The organism is Streptomyces sp. NPDC001536 (assembly GCF_042894505.1).
In the GTDB taxonomy this organism is placed as follows: Bacteria; Actinomycetota; Actinomycetes; order Streptomycetales; family Streptomycetaceae; genus Streptomyces.
Genome location: NZ_JBIAVQ010000002.1, coordinates 475,283 through 497,345, shown reverse-complemented (window position 1 = coordinate 497,345; position 22,063 = coordinate 475,283). Strand labels below are relative to the sequence as shown.

Genomic DNA, 22,063 nt, shown 5'->3' with positions numbered 1-22,063 from the left:
GTCTATTGATGCTGATTGAATCATTCAATGGTGCGACTGTCCGCAATCTTGACGGGCGGGATGTTACCGGTAACATTTCCTGTCGTGCTGAGAGAAGCCCGTGCAGTCGAAGCCCCGGTGTTCAGCCCGTCCGCCGTCGTCGCCTCGTGCGTCGGCTTCGTTCTGATCGGTGCGCTCCAGGCCCTGTACGGTCCGGCGATCCCGGCTTTCCGCGCGGAGTTCGGGCTGTCCCCGTCCGGGGCGGGACTCGGGCTGAGCGCGCACTTCGTGGGTGGCGTGGCCGGGGTGCTGCTCTTCGACCGGTGGTTCGGGCGGATCGGCAACCGGCGGATCCTCGGCGCCTCGTATCTCCTCATGGCCGTCGGTGCGGCGGGCTTCGCGCTCGCTCCCAGTTGGCCGCTCGCCCTCGCCGCCGCCCTGCTGGCCGGGCTCGGGTTCGGCGGTATCGACTACGGGCTCAACCAGCTGTTCGCCGTGGGCTTCGGGCACCGCTCCACGGCGATGCTGAACATCCTCAACGCCCACTTCGGCATCGGCGCGATCCTCGGACCGGCCGTGATCGGCGCGGTCGGCGCCGAGCGCTACCCGGCGGTCTTCCTCGCCTTCGCGCTGGTCAACCTGCCGCTGCTGTGGTGTCTGAAGGGCGTACGGGACAAGGCGCCGCAGCCGTCCGGCACGGCACCCGACCCCGGTGGCGTCCTCGGCCGCAGCCTCGGCTCGGTGCTCGCCGTGTTCGTCGCGCTGTACGTCCTGCACGTCGGTATCGAGGCCGGCGTCGGCGGCTGGGAACCGACCCATCTGGAGACCGTCGGCTACGGCGCCGGGGTCGCCGCCACCGCCACCTCCGTGTACTGGCTGATGATGACCGTGGGCCGGTTCCTGGTCGCGCCCCTCGCGCTGCGCTTCTCGGCGCAGACCATCATCACGGTCTCCTGCGCGGGGATGACGGTCTGTCTGCTGCTCGCGTCCATCAGCGAGTTGGCGCCCTACGCGTACGCCGGCGTCGGGCTGTTCATCGCGCCGATCTTCCCCACCGGACTGCCCTGGCTGCACAAGGCCGCCCCGCAGGCCCGGCGGGCCGGAGCCCTGGTCATCGCGGCCTCGATGGCCGGCGGAGTGGTGGCCGGACCGGCGCTCGGCAAAGTGATCGAGTGGTCGGACATCAAGGCCGTACCGCTGCTTCTCGCAGGAGTCTCGGCGGTGTGCCTCGCCGCGACCCTCTGGCTGATCCGCAGTACCTCAACCCGTTCGCACTGAACCCGCTCGCATCGAAGGGGAACACCAGCATGCCCGCACTGACGACGACGTCCGACGGTTTCCTGCTGCACGACGAGCCGTTCCGCATCCTCTCCGGCGCCATGCACTACTTCCGCGTCCACCCCGACCAGTGGGCCGACCGGCTGCGCAAGGCCCGGCTGATGGGCCTCAACACCGTCGAGACCTATGTGCCGTGGAACGTCCACCAGCCCGACCCCGAGGGCGAGTTGGTCCTGGACGGCTTCCTCGACCTGCCCCGCTATCTGAGCCTCGCCAAGGAGGAGGGGCTGCACGTCCTGCTCCGCCCCGGACCGTTCATCTGCGCCGAGTGGGACGGCGGCGGCCTGCCCGGCTGGCTCAGCTCGGACCCGGACATCCGGCTGCGCAGCTCCGACCCCCGCTTCACCGGGGCGATCGACCGCTACTTCGACCTGCTGCTGCCCCCGCTGCTGCCGTACATGGCCGAGGCGGGCGGTCCCGTCATCGCCGTCCAGGTGGAGAACGAGTACGGCGCCTACGGCGACGACACCGCCTACCTCAAGCACCTCGAACAGGCCTTCCGGAGCAGGGGAGTCGAGGAGTTCCTCTTCACCTGCGACCAGGCCGACCCCGAGCACCTGGCCGCCGGCAGCCTCCCCGGGGTCCTGGCCGCGGGCACCTTCGGCGGACGGATCGACGCGGCGCTGGACCAGTACCGTGCGCACCGGCCCGAAGACCCGCTGATGTGCGCGGAGTTCTGGATCGGCTGGTTCGACCACTGGGGCGGCCCGCACCACACCCGGGACGCCGCCGACGCCGCCGCCGACCTGGACCGGCTGCTCTCGGCGGGCGCCTCCGTCAACATCTACATGTTCCACGGCGGCACCAACTTCGGCTTCAGCAACGGCGCCAACCACAAGCACGCCTACGAGCCCACCGTCACGTCCTACGACTACGACGCCCCGCTCACCGAGTCCGGCGACCCCGGCCCCAAGTACCACGCCTTCCGCGAGGTCATCGCCCGCCACGCACCCGTCCCCGACGAGCCGGTCCCGTCCCCCGGCCCCAAACTCCCGCCGACCAGCGTCGTGTTGACCCATCGCGCCCCCCTGCTCCCGCACGCGGCCACCCTCGCCGCACCCCTGCGCACCGAAGACCCCGCGATGATGGACGAGTTGGGCCTCAGCTCCGGATACGCGCTCTACCGGGCCACCGTCCCCACGGCCGGCCAGGGCCTGCTGCACTTCGCGGGCGGGGTCGGCGACCGCGCCCAGGTCTTCCTGGACGGCGCCCCCGTCGGCGTACTCGAGCGCCGCCACCACGACGAGACCCTGCCCGTCCTCGTACCCCGCCCCGGCGCCACGCTGGACGTGCTCGTGGAGAACATGGGCGGCGTCAACTACGGCCCCCGCATCGGCGCCCCCAAGGGCCTGCTCGGTCAGGTCTCCTTCAACGGCGCCGTCCTGCGTGCCTGGGACAACCACCCGCTGTCCCTGACCGACCTCACGGCCGTGCCCTTCACCCCGTCGGACGCCACCACGGACGCCGTTCCCGCCTTCCACCGCGGCACCTTCGAGGTGGCCGAACCGGCCGACGCCTTCCTCGCCCTGCCCGGCTGGACCAAGGGCCAGGCCTGGGTCAACGGCTTCCACCTCGGCCGCTACTGGAACCGCGGCCCGCAGCACACCCTGTACGTGCCCGCGCCGGTCCTGCGCCCCGGTACCAACGAACTGGTCCTGTTCGAACTGCACGCCACCACCGGCACGACCGCCCGGCTCACCGACACCCCCGACCTCGGCCCGGAGACGTTCTGATGCCGCACCGCCTGAGCGTTCCCGCGCCCTCCGGGCCCCCGCTCACCGGCCATCTCCCCTTCGCCGACGCACCGGGCGTGCCCGACCCGATCGAGGTCACCAGCCGCTACCTCACCCGCGGCGGCCGCCCCTGGTTCCCGGTCTCCGGGGAGTTCCACTACAGCCGCTACCCGGCCGGGGAGTGGGAGGAGGAACTCCTCAAGATGAAGGCCGGCGGCATCACCGTCGTCGCCAGCTACGTCATCTGGATCCACCACGAGGAGATCGAGGGCCGCGTCCGCTTCGACGGCGACCGCGACCTGCGCCGCTTCGTCGAACTCTGCGCCCGCCACGGCCTCGACTTCATCCCGCGCATCGGCCCCTGGGTGCACGCCGAGGTCCGCAACGGCGGCCTGCCGGACTGGCTGTCGGCCCGCGACTGCGTGCCGCGCACCGACGACCCGGTCTATCTGGAGGCGGTCGGGGCCTGGTTCGCGGCGATCGCCGGAGAACTCCGCGGCCTCGACCGGGCGCACGGCGGCCCGATCGTGGCCGTCCAGATCGAGAACGAGCTCTACGACCAGCCGGGCCATCTGCTCACGTTGAAGCGCATGGCCCAGGAGGCGGGGCTGAGCGCCCCGCTGTGGACGTCGACCGCCTGGGGCGGCGTCCGGCTCCCGCCCGACGAACTGCTGCCGCTGTACGGCGGCTACACCGAGACCTTCTGGACCGAGGCCGACGGCGGCTGGCCCGACACCTGCCGCAAGCACTTCTTCTTCACCCACCAGCGCGACGACGAGGGCATCGGATCCGATCTGCGCCCGGTGCACGTCCGCGGCAGCGCCCCGGATGCCCTCGCCGACCGATTCCCCTGGGCCACCTGCGAGTTGGGCGGCGGCATGGCCGTCTCCTACCACCGGCGGCCGCGCGTGGACGCCGCCGACATCGCGGCGCTCGGGCTCACCAAGATCGGGTGCGGCTCGGTGTGGCAGGGGTACTACATGTTCCACGGCGGCACGAATCCGCCGGGTGAGCTGACCTCCCTCCAGGAGTCCCACGCCACCGGCTACCCGAACGACCTGCCTGTCCTGACGTACGACTTCCAGGCACCGCTCGGCGAGTACGGGCAGTACCGGGCCACGTACGACGAACTGCGGCTCCAGCACCTGCTGTTGGCCGACTTCGGGCATCTGATCGCACCGATGGAGTCCGTGCTGCCCGAGGAACGGCCGCGCGGACAGGACGACCGGGACACCTTGCGCTGGGCCGTGCGCGGTGACGGCGGTTCGGGGTTCCTGTTCGTCAACAACCACCAGCCGCACGAGCCGTTGCCGGACCATCCGGGGACGTCGTTCACGGTGGAGTTCCCCGAGGGCGGACCGGTGACGCTCCCGAGCACTCCCGTGACCGTCCCGTCGGGGGCCACCTTCTGCTGGCCGCTGCGGCTCGACGTGGGCGGGGTGCGCGTGGAGTGGGCGACGGCTCAGCCGGTGTGCACGGTGGATGACAGTGGTCGAACGGTGCTGGTGCTGGTGGCGGTTGAGGGGATCGCGCCTGAACTTGCCCTGGACGCTTCCACGGTGGGGTCGGTGAGGACGCCGTCCGGGAAGGTCACGTATCCCGACGGACGAGTGCTGGTGAGCGGGCTGCGGCCCGGGACCGACGCACTGGTCGAGGTGGAGACGTCGGGTGGTGACCGGGTCGGGCTGCTGGTGCTGGACGCGGTGACGGCTCGTACGGCCTATCGGGGTGTGGTGTGGGGGGCCGAGCGGCTTGTGCTGGCTGAGGGTGGGGTGGTGTTCGACCAGGGGGAAGTACGGGTGCACAGTGCCCCTTCTGCCGGGCAGCCGTCGTTCGCCGTGTTCCCGTCGCCGGATGAGCAGGGGATGTTCAAGCAGTGCGTCTTGTCGGGGGATGACGTCTCTGTCGGTGAAGCTTCGGTCACTCTCGTACGGGCTGCCGGTGCCGCGCCGGAGCCGGTCACCGGGGTGCTGGGGCGGGCCAGTGCGCCGGCCGACAAGTACTTCGACGCGGTGGCGGCCGAGTATCTCGTGGAGCTGCCGGACGGGGTGCCGCCGGGGACGCTGTTGCGTATCCACTGGACCGGGGATGTGGGGCGGGCGTATGTGGGGGACGCCCTTGTCGCCGATCAGTTCTTCTCGGGGCGGGTGTGGGACATCGGGTTGGATCGGGTTCCGGTGGGTTCGCTGCGGGTGCGGGTGCTTCCCGGATTTGAGGGCGCCGACGTGTATGTGCCGCCGGAGGCTGGGGGCGGTTGGGGTAGGGCGTGTATCGAGCGGGTGGAGTTGGTGACTGTTCGCCGTTGGGCTGTGGGGTGACTCGTTGGCTGCGGGCGTGTGGGGGCTGGTCGCGCAGTTCCCCGCGCCCCTGAGGGCGTTGGCCTGGGCCTGCGACCTATGCTGGGCCCGATTCGACCCCGAAGCCACTCCGAGGAAGCACCCGCGATGAACTCCCGCGCCGCCGACGACCCCGCCCCCAAAGGGCGCAGTCGTCGCAACTTCGCGGGCTCGCGGCCGGTGATGGATGACGTGGCGCGGTTGGCCGGGGTGTCCAAGCAGACCGTTTCTCGGGTGCTGAACGACAATCCGGCCGTTCGGGCCGAGACGCGGGAGGCCGTGCAGGCGGCGATGCGCAGTCTCGGGTACCGGCCGAGCCGCAGTGCGCGGTCGTTGGCCAGTGGGCGGACGCGGATGCTCGGGGTCATCTCCTTCGACGCCGCCCGTTACGGGCCCGCGAGCATCCTGACCGCCATCAACACCGCCGCCCAGAAGGCCGGTTACCTGCTGAGCTCCATGGCGCTGGACGACACCGCCGATCACGCCACGGTCGCGGAGGCCGTGGACCGGCTGTCGGCCGAGGGGGCGGACGGCGTCATCGCCATCGCGCCGCAGCACCGGGTGGGGAAGACGCTGGCGGACACTCACCTGGACACGCCGCTGGTGGTCCTGGAGAACGAGATCAGGGGCGGCACCCCGCTGGCCACCGCCGACTCCCGCAACGGCGCCCGCAAGGCCACCGAGCATCTGCTGGGCCTCGGGCACCCCACCGTGTGGCACATCGCGGGGCCCACCGGCTGGACCTCCGCCGACCAGCGCCTCAGCAGCTGGCAGGAGACCCTGAGAGCGGCGGGCGCCGAGGTGCCCGAGGTGCTCGTCGGGGACTGGAGCGCGGACTCCGGGTACGACCTCGGCCGGCGGCTGGCCCGGCGCCCGGACGTCACCGCCGTGTTCGCCTCCAACGACCAGATGGCCCTCGGCCTGCTGCACGCCCTCCACGAGGCCGGGCGCCGGGTCCCCGAGGACGTGAGCGTCGTCGGGTACGACGACATCCCCGAGGCGGCCCATCTGCTGCCGCCGCTCACCACCGTGCGCACCGACTTCGCCGAGATCGGCAGGCGTTCGCTGCGGCTTCTGCTGGACCGGATCGACGGGCGGACCGAGGAGCGGACCGAGCCGTTGATCCCCGTCGAGGTCATCGTCCGCCGCAGCTGCGGTCGGCCGCCGCAGGGCTGAGAGCCGCCAGGGGCTGACCGCCCGTCCCCGTCGCCCCCGACCGAACGCGTAGCGGAAGGGTCGAACGTGGGGACGAAAGGTGCCTCCGGGGCACTTCAGGAGTTCGTTGTGATCGGTATCACAAAGGGTCTAAGGTGAAAAACGACTGGGAGGACTCCGCCGGGGGGCGAGCCGAACGGCGGCGCGCCACCGGGCCCGTCTCCGGGTAGGGAAGTGATCCTGTTGTCCGTCGCCTGGGACGACATCGGCGGGCTCGTCGATGCCCACGAACGATTTCTGGCCGGAGCCCGAGTGGACGCGGACGTCCGCGGCTCCGTGCTCGACTCCTGGAAACGGTGCCGGTCCGTAGGGCTGGAACCGGACCGCCTCCAGGTTCCCTACGCGCCGGACCTCACCCTCGACGACCCGTTCCTGCACGCGGCCGAGCCGGTCCTGAAGAACCTCGCCGCCTCGCTCTCCGAGGCCGGCATGACCATCGCGCTGTGCGACGGACAGGGCCGCATGGTCCAGCGGCTCGGCGGCGGACGGCCGCTGTGCGACCGCCTCGACGAGGTGAGCTTCGCCCCCGGCTTCGACGCCTCCGAACGGGTCGTGGGCACCAATGGCGTCGGCACCGCGCTCGCCGAACGCAACCCCGTCTACGTCGTCGGCCGTGAGCACTTCGCCGACTGTCTCCAGCCCTTCGCCTGTGCCGGCGCACCCGTCCGCAACCCGCTCAGCGGACGTATCGAGGCCGTCCTGGACCTCACCTGTCTGCGCGACGACGGCGACCCCGCCATGCTGCGGCTGGTCCGCGAGGCCGCCCACGCCATCGAGGCGCGGATGCTGGAGCTGGCCACGGAACGCGAGCGGGCGCTGCTCGCCGCGTACCGGCGGGCGGCCGCCCGGGCGTCGACACAGTGGCGGCAGCCGGGGCGCCCGGACGGGGACGAACTCGGCCGCGTCGACCTGGCCGTGCTGCGCGAGAGGGCCGAGGAACTGCTCGACTCCCCGCACCGCACCCTCGACGAGGTGACCCTCTCCGGCGGCCGCACCGCCACCCTGCTGCGCCGTCAGGTCCGCGGCGCGGCGGGCGAGACGGGTGTCGTCGTCGAGGCCCGCATCGCCGGCAGCCCGCATGTGCGCCAGGTCTGCCTCAGCGCGCCGACCACCCCGGTCACCCCGACCCGGGCCCTCCCGCAGCCGACCGTCCCACCCGTGCCGGCGCCGGCCCCCTCCCCGGCACCGGCACGGCCCGCGGCGCGCTTCGCCGGGCTGCGGACCGTCGTACCGGCACCCGCCGAGATGGAGCGGGGCGCGCAGGGTGACACCGGGGCGCCCCTCAGCGGCGGGGCGCCCGCCGCGGCGGACGCGGCTGTCGGCGCCGAGCCGTATCCGGATGCGGCTGTGGGCGTCGCCACCCGGATGCCTGTCCGGCCCGGGACATCCGTCGCTGCCGAGGTCGCCGAGGGCGCCGTGGGAATCGCGTCCGTCGGCACCGAGCCCGCCGGCGACGCCCCCGCCATGGACGCTCCAGGTGTCGACGCCCGGCTCCTCCTTCTCGGCGAGCCCGGTGTCGGACGGCTGGCCCTGCTCGCGCGCCGGCGGCTGGAGCTGCTGCACGACGCGGGCGTGCGGATCGGCACCACGCTCGACGTCACCCGTACGGCGGAGGAACTGACCGAGGTGGCCGTCCCCCGGTTCGCCGACTTCGTCGCCGTGGACCTGCCGGACGCGGTGCTGCTCGGCGAGGAGCCGGGGCCGCTCGGCGCGGACACCCCGCTGCGCCGGGTCGCCCTGGGCGCCGTACAGGAGGAATCGCCTCTGCACCCGGTCGGCGACCTGGTGCGGTACGCCCCGTCCGCACCGCAGGCCCGCGGCCTTGAGTCCCGGCAGCCGATGCTCGAACCCGTGCTCGCCGCGGCCGGGGGCCGGCTCGACCACGACCCGGCCAGGGGCGAGCGGATCCTCGCGGCCGGTGTCCACTCCCTGGTCACCGTGCCGCTGCGGGCCCGCGGCACGACCCTCGGTCTGGTCAGCTTCTACCGGTCGCAGAGGGCCGCCCCCTTCGAGGACGACGACCTCTCCCTCGCCCAGGAACTCGCCGGCCGCGCGGCGATCTGCGTCGACAACGCCCGGCGCTACACCCGCGAGCACAACACCGCGCTCGCCCTCCAGCGCAGCCTGCTGCCGCGGGGCCGGTCCGAGCAGAGCGCCGTCGAGGTCGCCTACCGCTATCTGCCGGCGCAGGCCGGTGTCGGCGGCGACTGGTTCGACGTCATCCCGCTCTCCGGCGCGCGGGTCGCGCTCGTGGTCGGCGACGTCGTGGGCCACGGACTGCACGCGGCCGCCACGATGGGCCGGCTGCGCACCGCCGTCCACAACTTCTGCTCCCTCGACCTGTCGCCCGACGACCTCCTGACCCACCTCGACGACCTCGTCGGCCGCCTCGACCGGGGCGAGGGCTGGGCGGCGGAGAACAGCCCGGACTCCGGGATCGTCGGGGCGACCTGTCTCTACGCCGTCTACGACCCGGTGTCCCGGCGCTGCACCCTCACCCGCGCCGGGCACCCGCTGCCCGCGGTCGTCGAGCCCGACGGCACGGTGACCTTCGTCGACCTGCCGTCGGCGCCGCCGCTCGGGCTCGGCGGGATGCCCTTCGAGACCGTCGAGCTGGAGCTGGCGGAGGGCAGCCAACTGGTGCTCTACACCGACGGGTTGATCGAGGACCGGCACCGGGACATCGACGCCGGCGTCGAGCGCCTGGGCGCCGTGCTCGCGCAGGCGGGGCGGGCGCCGGAGGAGACCTGCGAGGCCGTCCTGGACGCACTGCTGCCGGCCCGGCCGAGCGACGACGTGGCCCTGCTGGTGGCCCGTACCCACGCCCTGGACCGCGACCGGGTCGCCCAGTGGGACGTGCCCAGCGACCCGGCGGCCGTCTCCCGCTTCCGCGCCGCGGTCACCGAACAGCTGGCCGCCTGGGGCCTGGAGGAGCTGTCCTTCACCGTCGAACTCGTCGCCAGCGAACTGGTCACCAACGCCATCCGGCACGCCACCGGTCCGGTCCAGCTCCGGCTGCTGCGTGACCGCGCCCTGATCTGCGAGGTCTCCGACGGCAGCAGCACCTCCCCGCGACTGCGCCGCGCGAAGAACGAGGACGAGGGCGGCCGCGGGCTGTTCCTCGTCGCCCAGCTCACCGAGCGGTGGGGAACGCGCTACACCCCCGACGGGAAGATCATCTGGACGGAGCTGCCGTTGCCGTGAGGGGCCCGGTCACGGCCGGTCGAGCTCGAACCAGACGACCTTGCCGGTGCTCAGCCGGGACGCCCCCCAGCGCCGGGCCACCCTGTTCACCAGGTACAGACCCCGCCCGCCCTCGTCCGTGGCCCGCGCCTGACCGAGCACCGGGAGCCGCGGCTCGTCGTCGGTGACCTCGCAGCGCAGGACGTCGGTGCGCAGCAGCCGCACGGTCAGGGGCCGCGACGCGTACCGCACCGCGTTGGTGACGACCTCGCTGACCAGCAGTTCCGCGGAGTCGCTCAGCTCCTCCAGCCCCCAGCGGGACAGCGTGCGCCGGACCAGCCGGCGGGCCCGGCCGGGGGTCGCCTCCGCGGGTTCCAGGAACCAGTACGCCACGTCGCTCGGCGCGATCCCCTCGAAGCGTGCGGCCAGCAGCGCGATGTCGTCGTCCCGGTCGCCGGGGCCGAGCATGTCGAGCACCTCGTCGCACAGCTCCTCCAGCGGCGGCGGACGATCAGGGCCGGTCAACTGCGCGGTCGCGGCGAGCTTCTCGCGCAGTTGCTCGATACCGGTCCACACGTCCCGCAGGCGTGACTCGACGAGCCCGTCCGTGTAGAGGAGCAGGGTGGCATCGGCCGGCGCGTCGAGTTCCACGGCTTCGAAGGCGACGCCGCCGACTCCGATGGGCGCGCCCGGAGGCACCCGCAGCACCTCCGTGCGGCCGCCCAGGTGCACCAGGAGGGGCGGCGGGTGGCCGGCGTTGGCGATGGTGATGCGGTGCGCGACGGGGTCGTAGACGGCGTAGACGCAGGTCGCCATGCGGTCGGCGCCCAGGCGCTGGGCCTGTTCGTCGAGATGGTGCAGCACGTCCTGCGGCGGCATGTCGAGACCGGCGAGCGTCTGGGCCGTGGTGCGCAGCTGGCCCATGACCGCGGCGGAGGTCATGGAGTGGCCCATGACATCGCCGACGACGAGCGCCACGCGGCTGCCCGGCAGGGGGATCGCGTCGTACCAGTCGCCGCCGACGCGGGCGGTCTCGGCGGCCGGGAGGTAGCGGGACGCCAGCCGGACGCCGGTGGGGCGGGGCAGGGTCTCGGGGAGCATGGCGCGCTGGAGCTCGTCGGCGATGTAGGCCTCACGGCCGTACAGGGCCGCCTTGTCGATGCCGAGGGCGCTGTGGGTGGCGAGTTGGGCGGCGAGCAGCAGGTCGTCCGGTACGAATGCGGGGTGTTCGGGGCTGCGCAGGAAGAGGGCGGCGCCGATGACGCGGCGGCGGCCGCGCAGCGGGGCGAGGATGGCGTGCTGTCCGTCGGGCGTGATCGACTCGCTGCCCTTGCCGAGGAGTTCGGGCAGGGCGGCCTGGGCCGCCGGCGAGTCCGTGAAGACGGGGCGTACGCCGCGCAGCACTTCGGCGAGCGCGCCGCCGCTCGGCACGGTGCAGCGCTCGGCGACGAGTTCGTCCAGCGCGGGTGGCTTGGGCCGTGGGTCGTCCACGGACCACAAGCCGTCCTCTTCGTGCGGGATCCGGTCGGTCCGGTGCAGCCGCAGGACGAGCGGTTCGACGGGACGTTCGTCGCCGACCGGCAGCGGTTCGCGCAGATAGACCAGGATCGCGTCCGAGAAGGTCGGCACGGTGGCCCGGCACAGCCCGATCACGATCTCGTCCATGTCGATGCCACGGGCGATCCGGCGGGTCGCGGCGCCGGCGAAGCGGAGGCGGTCGCCCTCGCGGTGCATGGGGGTGGGGGAGGCCGGGGACGGGGGGAGCGGCCTCGGCGTCGGGGCGGCCGTGGAGGGCGAGGCGGCCGGGGCCTCGCTCACGCCGAGGGCGACCTGCGCCGAGAGCTGGCCGACCGTCAGTACGTCGTCCGCGTCGAACGCCTCGCTGTCGGCCCGGCGGAGGAACACGGCCGCGCCGACCACGCCCCGCGCGTCGGACAGGGGGGTGAGAAGGACGCGATGTCCCTTGGGCAGCCGGGGAGCCGGGCCCAGCAGTTCGCGCAGTGCCGGGTCGATCGCGGGGGAGATCCGGCTCAACGTCTCACCCGCGCGCAGGACTTCGGCCAGGACACCGGACCGCGCCACCGAGGCGAGGGCCGGCGGTACGCCGATCGCGGCGCCCGGGTCCTGCCCCCGTCCGGAAGACCGCTCCGGGTCGGCCGCACCCCGGAACCGGCTTGCGGCCAGGCGGAGTTGGCCGGGGACCGGGTCCGGCTCGGGCGAGGCGCCGGGGCCGGTCGCGAGGTAGACGAGAACCGCGTCCGCGAAGTGCTCCACGCTCACCGCGCAGAGTTCGTGAACCACCTCCGCACGGTCCTCGGCGCGGGCGATGCGGCGAACTGCCGTGGCAAGCAAACGTTGGGGATCCGACCGCATCGCCTCTCCGCGCAGGTGACCACGGGGGTTGCCTCCCAGGGCACGGACTCCACAGCCCGGCGTCAGACATCCTCGGGGAGCCCGGAAGATCTGTCCAGCCGTTCATGGACAGCGATGTCTGCCAACTTGGCTTCCGCAAACGTGACTTGCCCGTCCGATGGCGCCGTTCAGTCGCTCAGCCGTCCGCCGCGTCACCCCGGCCCAGCGGCAGCGACACCGTGAACACCGTCCGGCCCGGCTCGCTGCTCACCTCCACCGTGCCGCCGTGGGCCCGTACCAGGGAGCGGGCCACCGCCAGTCCCAGCCCGCTGCCGCCGCGGTCGCGGCTGCGGGCCTTGTCGACGCGGTAGAAGCGGTCGAACACCTTCTCCTGGTCGGCGGGCGGGATGCCGGGGCCCGCGTCCGTCACCCGGACCAGCGCGCGGCCGGAGGCGACCGTGACCGCCACCGACACCGGGGTGCCGGCCGGGGTGTGCACGGCCGCGTTGGTGAGGAGGTTGTCCAGGACCTGGCGGACGCGATGCGGGTCCAGACGCAGCACCAGGGACCCCGGGCCCTCCGTCAGCGTCAGCGGGCGGTCCGGGTGCGCGGCCCGGAAGGCGTCGGCCGCCTCGTCGACCAGTTCCACCAGGTCCGTGTCCTTGGGCCGCAGCGGGGTGTCCACCTCGGCGGCGTCGAGACGGGCGAGCAGCAGCAGGTCGTCCAGCAGGACACCCATCCGGGCCGCCTCCGCGCGCAGCCTCGCCAGATGCCGCTCCCGCTCCTCGGGCGCGTTCGCGGCGGCGTACTGGAAGAGGTCCGCGTAGCCCCGTACCGACATCAAAGGCGTACGCAGCTCGTGCGAGGCGTCCGCGACGAACCGGCGCAGCCGCTGCTCGGCCTCCGCGCGCACCGCGAGCGAGTCGTCGATGTGCTCCAGCATCGTGTTGAACGCGGTGCGCAGCTCCTCGACCTCCGGGCCGCCGCCCTTGCGGTCCGCGCGCAGCGGCAGCCGGGCCTCGGGATCGGTGAGGTTGTGCGAGGAGATGCCGTGCGCGGTGTGCGCCATGTCGCTCAGCGGCTTCAGACCGTTGCGCAGCACCTTCCGCCCGAACAGCACCAGCGCCAGCAGCGCGAGCCCGAACGTGACGACCTGGATCGTGATCAGCTGCCCCACGGTCTCGTCGATCTCGTCCATGGGCGCCGCGCTGACCAGGACCACACCGGGCTCGACCTCACAGGCCCGCAGCCGGTAGTCGCCCGCGCCCTTGAGGTGGGAGGTGCGCAGCACCTCGGTGCCGGTGGCGGTCTGCGCCTGTGCCACGGACGTGAAGTCGTCGACGTCCTTCGGCAGGTCGGAGGCGTCCTCGGGGGCCCGGAGCTCGGCGGTGCCGTCCTTCACGTCGTACACGGCGTAGTACCAGCGGTAGTACTTCTTGCCCGCCAGTGAGCCGTGGGCCAGGATGCTCTTGGACTGGGCGACCTGGGCGAGCTGGAGCTGTTCGTTGAGCTGGGCCGACAGATAGTCGCGCATGTACGTGGTCAGCGCGGTGCCCACGACGCCGAACACCAGCAGCGCCAACGCGCCGAGGCCCAGTGCCAGCCGAGTGCCGAGCCGGAGCCTGCGATACGCCTGCCGGAACCGCCGGATCACTCGGCCGCCTGCCGGATCACATAGCCGAAGCCCCGGACGGTGTGGATCAGCGGATCACCGGTGTCGTCCAGCTTGCGGCGCAGCCGGCTGACGACCAGCTCGACGACGTTGGACCGGCCGCCGAAGCCGTACTCCCACACATGGTCGAGGATCTGCGCCTTGGTGAGCACGGTCGGTGACTTGCGCATCAGATAGCGCAGCACCTCGTACTCGGTCGGGGTGAGCGTGAGCAGCTTGTCGCCGCGGCGCACCTCGCGGGTGTCCTCGTCCATCGTCAGGTCGGCCACCCGCAGCACCGACCGCTGGAAGCCGGGCCCGGCCGAGCGCCGCAGCACGGTCCGCAGCCGGGCCATCAGCTCCTCCACCGCGAACGGCTTCACCAGATAGTCGTCGCCGCCCCGGGTCAGCCCCGCCACCCGGTCGGCGACCGCGTCCCGGGCGGTGAGGAACACCACGGGCACCATCGTGCCCGAGCTGCGCAGCCGCTCCAGGACGCCGAAACCGTCGATGTCGGGCAGCATGAGGTCGAGGACCACGATGTCCGGACGGAACGACGCGGCACGGCTCAGCGCCTCCTCCCCGGAGTTCGCCGTCACCGCGTCCCAGCCCTCGTACCGGGCGACGGTCGCGACGAGGTCGGCGATGGGCGGGTCGTCGTCCACGACGAGGAGGCGTACTTTTTCCACCCGTTCATAGTGCGTCACGCGGGCCCCGACTCCAGAGCCGATACTTCCTCGCGGCCACATCGATAACCACTTGAAAGTTGTACGACAGTAAATCGACAGGTCGCCCAAGCGAAGCTCGATTACCCAGGCCCCGATCAAGGAGCTCCGTCCGTGACGACGACCGTCAAACCGCCCACCGCGCCCCCCACGGCGATACGGCCCAAAGTGGTGGCCCGCACGGGCCTGTACGCCGTGATCGCCGCGAACGTGGCCGTGGTCGCCTTCTTCTTCTCCCAGGCCGGGTTCGCCTCCAACGCGCTGATCGTGATCGGCCGGCTCGCCGGTCTCTACGGCGCCCTGTTCATGGCCTTCCAGCTGCTCCTGGTGGCCCGGCTGCCGTGGCTGGACCGCCGGATCGGCATGGACCGGCTGACCTCCTGGCACCGCTGGACCGGCTTCGGCATCCTGTGGACGCTGCTCGCGCACCTCGTCTTCATCGCCTTCGGCTACGCCGAGGGCACCGAGGTGGGCCCCATCGGCACCGTCGTCGACCTCGCCGAGACCACCGAGGGCGTGCTCCGCGCGATCGCGGCCTTCGCGATCATCCTCGTCGTCGGCTGTGTCTCGGCCCGCTACGCGCGGCGCCGCCTCGCCTACGAGACCTGGCACTTCATCCACCTGTACACCTACGTCGCGGTGCTGCTGGCCTTCACCCACCAGGTCGCGGTCGGTACGACGTTCACCTCGTCGAACGCCGCGAAGACGTACTGGTACGGACTGTGGACCGTCGCCCTCGGCTCCGTGGTCCTGGGCCGGATGGTGCTGCCGCTGTGGCGCAACCTGCGCCACCGGTTCCGTGTCGAGGCCGTCGTCCCCGAGTCCGACAACGTCGTCTCGATCTACGTCACCGGCCGTGACCTGGACAAGCTGCCCGCCCGGGCCGGCCAGTTCTTCCTGTGGCGCTTTTTGACCAAGGACCGCTGGTGGCAGGCGAACCCCTTCTCCCTGTCGGCGGCCCCCGACGGCCGCACCCTGCGGCTCACCGCGAAGGTCGCCGGTGACGGCACCGCCGCCCTGCGCCACCTCAAGGTCGGCACCCGCGTCTTCGCCGAGGGCCCCTACGGCGCCTTCACCGCGCTGCACCGCACCCGCCCCGAGGCCGTCCTCATCGCCGGCGGTGTCGGCGTCACCCCGATCCGGGCGCTCCTGGAGGAGCTGCACGGCCACGCGGTCGTCATCTACCGCGTCGCCGCCGACCGGGACGCCGTCCTCTACGAGGAGCTGCGCGAGCTGGCCCACGCCAAGGGCGCCGAGCTGCACCTGGTCACCGGCCCGCCGGTGCCTGACAAGCTGGCCCCGGCCGAGCTGCGCCGGCTGGTCCCCGACATCGCCGACCGGGACGTCTTCCTGTGCGGACCGCCCCCGATGATGAACGCCGTGCTCGGCAGCCTGCGAGAGCTGAACGTGCCCAAGGCGCAGACCCACTTCGAGCGCTTCAGCCTGGCGGGATGAGGAAGAGATCGTGAAGCGAGCCATACCTGTAGTCGTCCTCAGCATCGCGGGCCTGGTCCCCATCTGGCGCTACGAGCCGTCCATCGGCGGCACCACGTCCACCACGGAGGCGGCCTCCACGCCGTCGGCGTCCTCCTCGTCCTCGGGTTCCGACTCCTCCTCGGGCACCGTCGTCAAGGGCACGACGGTGAACACCGACAAAGGCCCCGTGCAGGTCCAGGTGACCTTCCAGGGCGAGAAGATCACCGCGGTCAAGATGCTCCAGCAGCCGAACCACCCGCAGACGACGGCCGCGGTGCCGAAGCTGATCGCGGAGACGCTTCAGGCCCAGAGCGCGGACATCGACACCGTGTCCGGTGCGACGATCACCACCGAGGGCTACAAGGAGTCCCTCCAGGCCGCGATCGACGCGAACGCGAAGGCGGCGGCCGCCTCGCCCTCTCCCTCGCCGTCCGCCGCGGCCTCCACCGCCTCGGCGACGCAGACCGTCGACGGCTCGGCGGTGAACACCGAGAAGGGCACCGTGCAGGTCCAGGTGACCTTCGAGGGCGAGAAGATCTCCGCGGTGAGGATGCTCCAGCAGCCGAACCACCCGCAGACGACGGCGGCCGTGCCGAAGCTGATCGCGGAGACGCTGGAAGCGCAGAGCGCGGACATCGACACCGTGTCCGGTGCGACGATCACCACCGAGGGCTACAAGGAGTCCCTCCAGGCCGCGATCGACGCGAAGGGCTGACCATGCACAGGGTCGAACACGTCATGGGGTTCCCGGTCTCGCTGCGCGTCGACGACGAGCACGTGGGCGAGGAGACCGCGGACGCCCTCTTCGCGTGGCTGCGCGAGGTCGACGCCCGGTTCAGCCCGTTCAAGCCCGACAGCGAGGTGTCGCGGCTGGGCCGGGGCGAGCTGGCCGAGAGCGCGGTGAGCGCGGATCTGCGGATCGTGCTCGACCTGTGCGAGCACTACCGGGCCGCGACCGGCGGCGCGTTCGACGTACGGCTGCCGGGCCGGGGCCTCGACCCCTGCGCGGTGGTCAAGGGCTGGTCGGTGCAGCGCGCCGCCGAGCTCCTGAAGTCGGCGGGCGCCCGGCGCTTCGTCCTCAACGCCGGCGGTGACGTGGTCGCCGCCGGCGGGCCCTGGCGGGTGGGCGTACGCCATCCCGAACACGCCGACAAGCTGTGCACGGTCCTCGACCTCACGGACGGCGCGGTCGCGACCTCCGCCCGCTACGAACGCGGCGACCACATCATCGACGGCCGCACCGGCCGCCCGGCGACGGGCCTGCTCAGCCTCACCGTGGTGGCCGACACCCTGACCGAGGCCGACTCGGTCGCCACGGCCGCCTTCGCGATGGGCGCGGAGGGGGTCGACTGGGCGGCCTCGCTGGACGGGTGCGAGGTCTTCGCGGTGGACGCGGAGCGCCGGGTGCTGCGGACGCCGGGGTTTCCTGCGGCGGGGGAGCGGTCGACGGCGGCCTGAGCGGTCGGCGGTTCGGCGGGTGCGGTGCCTCGTCTGCGGGTCCGTCGTGGCTGGTCGCGCCCACGCGGCGGTAGCCGCACATGGATACAGCCCCGCGCCCCTTCGGGGCGCGGCGGACATCGCCGGGTTCGCTTGCCCGCTGATCGCTGGTCGCCGATCGGAGCGCGTCCGTGTGATCGGCTGACTAACCTGGCGCGGTGACCATCGAGTTGACGTTGCTGACGGCCGTGTCCCATCAGGGGCGGGAGATCACCGCGCCCCGGCTGCGCGGGCTGCTCGCGCTGTTGGCGGGGGAGTTGCGCGCGGGGTGCAGTGCCGGGCGGCTCGTGGCGGGGCTGTGGCCGGAGGAGCAGCCGGAGAATCCGGCGAAGGCGCTCCAGATCCTGGTCTCACGGGCCCGGCGGCAGCTCGGCGCCGAGGCCATCGCCAGCACACCCACCGGATACCGGCTCACCCTGCGCGAGGACCAGGTCGACGCCTGCGCCGTCCTGCTGCACACCGCGGCCGCCACCGAGAAGTCCCGCGCCCAGGACCACGCGGGCGCCCTCGCCGAGGCCGAGGCCGGACTCGCGCTCTGGGACGGCGGCGAGGCGCCCGACGACGAGGCCGTTCCCGGCGACCCGCTGAGCGCGCTGCGCGCCGAACGGGCCGCCGCCCACCACACCCTCGTCCGCTCCCGGACCCTCGCCCTGGCCCGCACCGGCCGCCGCGAGGAAGCCGTCGGACCACTCACCGCCCTGGCCGCGGCCCACCCGCGCGACGAGGAACTCCTCCTGGAGCTGATGCGCTGCCAGACGGCCACCGCCGGCGCCCCGGACGCCCTCGCGACATACGACCGCCACCGCCGCCGACTGCGCGACGAACTCGGCACCGACCCCGGCCCCGCCCTCCAGGAACTCCACCAGGAACTGCTGCGCGGCGAGGCCCCCGCCGTCCGGCGCGGCGTACCGCACGAGCCGAACCCGCTGCTCGGCCGGGACGCCGACGTCGCCGAGGTGACCCGGCTGCTGCACGGCTCCCGGGTCACCTCGGTCGTCGGCCCCGGCGGCCTCGGCAAGACCCGTCTCGCGAGCGCCGTCGCCCGGGACGCCGAGCAGCGGATCGTGCACCTGGTGCCGCTCGCCGGCGTCCGGGCGGACTCCGACGTCGCCGCCGAGGTGGCCTCCGCACTGGACGCGGCGGGCCCCGACCCGGTCACCGCCATAGCCGGCGCCCTCGGCACCGGACCCGCACTGCTCGTCCTGGACAACTGCGAACAGGTGGTGCGCGGCGTCGCCGACCTCGTACAGGCCCTCGTGTCACGGACCCGGGACCTGCGGATCCTCACCACCAGCCGGGCCCCTCTCGGACTGTCCTCCGAGACCGTCCACCCGCTGTCCGAACTGGACCCCGCCACCACCGTCGAGCTGTTCCGACAGCGCGCCCGGGCCGCCCGCCCCGGCGTCGAGCTGCCCGCCGACGCCGTGGCCACCCTGTGCCGCCGCCTCGACGGGCTGCCGCTCGCCGTCGAACTCGCCGCCGCCCGGGTCCGGGTGATGTCGGTCGCGGAGATCGCCCGGCGTCTGGAGGACCGGTTCGCGCTGCTGCGCGGCGGCCCCCGGGACGCCCCGCAACGCCACCGCACCCTGCACGCCGTCGTCGACTGGAGCTGGAACCTCCTGGAGGAACCGGCCCAGGCGGCGCTGCGCGCGCTGTCCGTCTTCCCGGCCGGGTTCACCGCCGAGGCGGCCGGTCAACTCGTCGACGACGCCTGGGAGTTCCTGGAAGACCTCGTCGACCAGTCCCTGCTGAAGGTCGCCGACACCCCGTACGGCGCGCGCTTCAGCATGCTGGAGACGGTCCGTGAGTTCGCCGCCGTGGACCGGGAGGACGCGGTCACCGACCGGTTCCTGGACTGGGCACGGGAGTTCGGGGCCACACACCACGACGCCCCCTTCGGCACCGACCCGTTCGCCTCCTGGCAGCTGATCCGCGCCGAACAGGACAACCTCGTCCAGGCGCTGCGGCTCGCGCTCGCCCGCGACGACCTCGCCACCGTCGCCACGGTCACCGCCGTCCTCGGCGCCCTGTGGAGCACGGAGACCAACTACCTCCGCATGATCACCCTCCTGGAGGACACCGCCCGGGCCCTGTCCCACTACCGGCCCACGGCCCGGTACGTCGAGGCGACCCGCACCGCGGCCGCCCTGCTGACCGCCAACCTGTTCCTGGGCGTCGGACCGGGCGCCGTCCGCACCCTGGTCGCCCTGCGCCGGCTGCCGCCAGCCGAGCCCGACACGATGGTGCGGGCCATCGCTGCCGTGCTGTGCGCCTTCCCGCACGTGCTCGCGGACCACGAGGCGCTGGACCGCCTGTGCCACTGCGACGAGCCGCTCCTCGCGGGTGTCGCCAACTACGTCGCCACCTATGTGTGGGAGAGCGAGCACCGGCCCGACCTCGCCCTCGCCGCCGCCCGCCGCATGGTCGAGGCGCTCGGCGACGGGGACATCCCGGTGCTGCGGATCTGGCCCGCCTCCCGGCTCGCCGAACTCTGTCTCCAGACCGAGCGCGGGGGCGAGGCGCTGGTGCACATGCGGGCCGCGCTGGACGCCCTGGAGAGCCTCGGCGAGTGGAGCGACACGATCGGGATGCGGTGGGGTCTGATGCTCGCCAACCTCCAGACCGGCGACCTCGACGCGGCCGAGCACTGGCTGGAGGAGGCGCTGCGGCACGAGCCGGAGTCCACGGCCTCCGACGCCTTCACCCCCGACCTGGGCGCCCGCGCCGAGATGGCGCTGGCCCGCGGTGACGTCGAGACGGGGCTCGGGCTGTGGCGCCGGGCCATGGAACGTCTGGAGCACGCGGAGAGCCCGGCCCCCGGCGAGGAACTCGTCATCCAGGGCTGGGTCCTGGAGCTCCAGTCCGCCGCCGTCACCGCCCACGCCCGGCACGGCCGCGTCCATCTCGTCGCGCCCCTCGCCACCGCGCTGCCCGACCGCCTCACGGCCCTGCTGACCCGCCCCGCGGCCACCCCGCGCTATGTGACCGTCGACTTCCCGGTGTGCGGTGCGCTGCTGCTCGCCCTGGGCACGATCGCCCTGGCCGACGGCGACGGCGCGCGCGGGGCACGGCTGACCGCCCTCGCCGAACGCTTCCGGGTACTGCGCAACTTCCAGCCCACGATGTCCTCGGCACTCGCCCGCGAGGCCGCCGAGAACGCCGACAGGGCGGCCTACGAGGACGCGCTGTCCACGTATGCCGCCCTGGACCCGCAGGGGCTCCGGGAAGCCGCCCTGGGGCTGCTGAGGGTCACAGTCTGACCGGCAGGCCCAGCAGGTGGAAGCCGTCGCCGGGCCAGTGCCCGAACGGCACGTCGGCGCGGTCCACCGCCAACTCCGGCGCCGCGGACCGTCGTACGACCAACTCCTCAAGAACCACACCCGTCACCAGCCGGCCGAGCGCCGCGCCGATGCAGTAGTGCGGGCCGTGGCCGAAGGCCAGATGGCCGTCACCGCGGCCGAACTCCCGCGTCACGTCCAGGCGTTCGGGGGTGTCGTAGGCGGCCGGGTCGTGATCGGCGGCGAACAGCGCGACCGTCACCGCCTCGCCCTTCCTCAGCCGGGTGCCGGCGAACACGAAGTCCTCGGTGGCGTAGAGAGTGGCGCCCATGCGGACCAGCGTGACGTGACGCAGGAGCTCGGGCACCGCCCCGCCGAGCAACTCCGGTGCGGCACGCAGCAGTTGCAGCTGGTCGGGGTGGTCGAGGAGGGCTAGGACGGCGTGCGCGAGGAACAGGGCGGGCGGGGTGATGCCGGTGTTGATGAGGAGGAAGAAGACGGTGACGATCTCGTCGTCGGTCATGCCGCCGTCCGCCAGCAGCGCCGACACCAGGTCGCCGGCGGGCTCGACGCGGCGCCGGGCCACCAGGTCCTTCGTGTACGCGACGATCCCGCCGAGCCCGTCCAGGACCCCGTTGCCGTCGCCGTACGCGAAGTCCCGGATCCAGCCGCACACCCTGCCCTGGTCGGCCGCGTCCACGCCGACGAGCTCGCAGATCAGGGCGGTGCTGAGCGGATAGGCGAACTCGCCCAGCAGATCGGCCCGTTCGCGTCCGGCCAGGGCGTCGGCCAGCTCCCGCGCCTGCTTCTCCACGAAGGGGCGCAGCGCGGCCACCCGGCGGGCGGTGAAGGCGCGGGTGAGCGGACTGCGGCGCCGGGTGTGCTCGTCGCCGTCGAAGAGGGCCAGATGCCCGGACAGGTAGGGCACGTACTCCTCGGGCAGGCCCTCCAGACCCGATGCCAGCAACTCGGCCTGCGGATCCGGCATGTCGGAGCCGGTGATCGCCGACCGGTCCCGGACCAGGCGGGGTTCGGTGAGCGCGGCCGTCACGTCCCTGTGGCGGGTGACGAGCCGTACCGGCGTGCTCAGACCGGGGAGGACGACATGGCCGAGGCCGGGGCGGGCGCGGAGGTCGGCGTAGGCGCCGACGGGGTTCTCGACGAGGTCGGGCGTGAGCTGCGTGGTCATGCCGGGGAGTGTGCGGGGGGCCGCCTTCAATGCGGTTTCAGAGCGGTTTCAGCATCCTCCTCGGCAGCTGCGAAGGCGTACGACGGACGGGGCACCGGCAGGGGGCCCGGT

At 72.9% G+C, this 22,063-nt stretch carries 13 protein-coding genes; 9 read left to right on the top strand and 4 right to left on the bottom strand.

Annotated features, from left to right (window positions below):
• Positions 1 to 60 precede the first annotated feature (60 nt).
• The 5 genes from ACFY0U_RS07365 (at position 61) to ACFY0U_RS07345 (ending at position 9,805) form a co-directional block, all read left to right on the top strand.
• Positions 61 to 1,257, top strand: coding sequence for an MFS transporter (locus ACFY0U_RS07365; protein WP_388631586.1), 1,197 nt, complete (start codon positions 61 to 63; stop codon positions 1,255 to 1,257).
• Between the two features lie 29 nt (positions 1,258 to 1,286).
• Entirely contained in the window at positions 1,287 to 3,050 is a 1,764-nt protein-coding gene (locus ACFY0U_RS07360; protein ID WP_388631583.1) for a beta-galactosidase, read from the top strand.
• Positions 3,050 to 5,368 (top strand): beta-galactosidase, encoded by a 2,319-nt coding sequence (locus ACFY0U_RS07355; protein ID WP_388631581.1) that lies wholly within the window; start codon positions 3,050 to 3,052, stop codon positions 5,366 to 5,368. The genes ACFY0U_RS07360 and ACFY0U_RS07355 overlap by 1 nt, the downstream gene beginning before the upstream one ends.
• Before the next feature lie 126 nt (positions 5,369 to 5,494).
• Positions 5,495 to 6,562, top strand: coding sequence for a LacI family DNA-binding transcriptional regulator (locus ACFY0U_RS07350; RefSeq protein WP_388631578.1), 1,068 nt, complete (start codon positions 5,495 to 5,497; stop codon positions 6,560 to 6,562).
• Between the two features lie 213 nt (positions 6,563 to 6,775).
• On the top strand, positions 6,776 to 9,805 hold the full coding sequence (locus tag ACFY0U_RS07345) for a SpoIIE family protein phosphatase (protein ID WP_388631575.1): 3,030 nt from the start codon (positions 6,776 to 6,778) through the stop codon (positions 9,803 to 9,805).
• Positions 9,806 to 9,814: 9 nt separating this feature from the next.
• On the opposite strand, the gene ACFY0U_RS07340 is transcribed toward ACFY0U_RS07345, so the two are convergent.
• The 3 genes from ACFY0U_RS07340 to ACFY0U_RS07330 form a co-directional block, all read right to left on the bottom strand.
• Positions 9,815 to 11,641, bottom strand: coding sequence for a SpoIIE family protein phosphatase (locus tag ACFY0U_RS07340; protein WP_388632375.1), 1,827 nt, complete (start codon positions 11,639 to 11,641; stop codon positions 9,815 to 9,817).
• A gap of 691 nt (positions 11,642 to 12,332) precedes the next feature.
• Positions 12,333 to 13,790: a sensor histidine kinase gene (locus ACFY0U_RS07335; RefSeq protein ID WP_388631572.1), complete on the bottom strand. Its 1,458-nt coding sequence runs from the start codon at positions 13,788 to 13,790 to the stop codon at positions 12,333 to 12,335.
• Positions 13,787 to 14,476 (bottom strand): response regulator transcription factor, encoded by a 690-nt coding sequence (locus ACFY0U_RS07330; RefSeq protein ID WP_307024620.1) that lies wholly within the window; start codon positions 14,474 to 14,476, stop codon positions 13,787 to 13,789. Before ACFY0U_RS07330 ends, ACFY0U_RS07335 begins: the two co-directional genes overlap by 4 nt.
• Positions 14,477 to 14,626: 150 nt before the next feature.
• Here ACFY0U_RS07330 and ACFY0U_RS07325 point away from each other — a divergent pair, with 150 nt between their 5' ends.
• The 4 genes from ACFY0U_RS07325 to ACFY0U_RS07310 all read left to right on the top strand — a co-directional run bounded on the left by ACFY0U_RS07325 (position 14,627) and on the right by ACFY0U_RS07310 (position 20,745).
• Positions 14,627 to 15,967, top strand: a complete 1,341-nt coding sequence (locus tag ACFY0U_RS07325; RefSeq protein ID WP_388631569.1) for a ferric reductase-like transmembrane domain-containing protein — start codon at positions 14,627 to 14,629, stop codon at positions 15,965 to 15,967.
• Positions 15,968 to 15,977: 10 nt separating this feature from the next.
• Positions 15,978 to 16,703, top strand: a complete 726-nt coding sequence (locus ACFY0U_RS07320; protein ID WP_388631566.1) for an FMN-binding protein — start codon at positions 15,978 to 15,980, stop codon at positions 16,701 to 16,703.
• 2 nt (positions 16,704 to 16,705) lie between these two features.
• Entirely contained in the window at positions 16,706 to 17,446 is a 741-nt protein-coding gene (locus tag ACFY0U_RS07315) for an FAD:protein FMN transferase (RefSeq protein ID WP_388631563.1), read from the top strand.
• Positions 17,447 to 17,643: 197 nt separating this feature from the next.
• A complete protein-coding gene (locus ACFY0U_RS07310) occupies positions 17,644 to 20,745 on the top strand; it encodes an ATP-binding protein (RefSeq protein WP_388631560.1) in 3,102 nt (1,033 codons plus the stop codon).
• On the opposite strand, the gene ACFY0U_RS07305 is transcribed toward ACFY0U_RS07310, so the two are convergent.
• On the bottom strand, positions 20,735 to 21,952 hold the full coding sequence (locus ACFY0U_RS07305) for a cytochrome P450 (protein WP_388631557.1): 1,218 nt from the start codon (positions 21,950 to 21,952) through the stop codon (positions 20,735 to 20,737). The genes ACFY0U_RS07310 and ACFY0U_RS07305 overlap by 11 nt on opposite strands.
• Positions 21,953 to 22,063 lie beyond the last annotated feature (111 nt).

Excerpts from the sequence above, each read along its gene's own strand:
- ACFY0U_RS07365 (WP_388631586.1), top strand. The coding sequence starts at position 61 with ATGTTACCGGTAACATTTCCTGTCGTGCTGAGAGAAGCCCGTGCAGTC.
- ACFY0U_RS07360 (WP_388631583.1), top strand. The coding sequence starts at position 1,287 with ATGCCCGCACTGACGACGACGTCCGACGGTTTCCTGCTGCACGACGAG.
- ACFY0U_RS07355 (WP_388631581.1), top strand. The coding sequence starts at position 3,050 with ATGCCGCACCGCCTGAGCGTTCCCGCGCCCTCCGGGCCCCCGCTCACC.
- ACFY0U_RS07350 (WP_388631578.1), top strand. The coding sequence starts at position 5,495 with ATGAACTCCCGCGCCGCCGACGACCCCGCCCCCAAAGGGCGCAGTCGT.
- ACFY0U_RS07315 (WP_388631563.1), top strand. The coding sequence starts at position 16,706 with ATGCACAGGGTCGAACACGTCATGGGGTTCCCGGTCTCGCTGCGCGTC.
- ACFY0U_RS07305 (WP_388631557.1), bottom strand. The coding sequence starts at position 21,952 with ATGACCACGCAGCTCACGCCCGACCTCGTCGAGAACCCCGTCGGCGCC.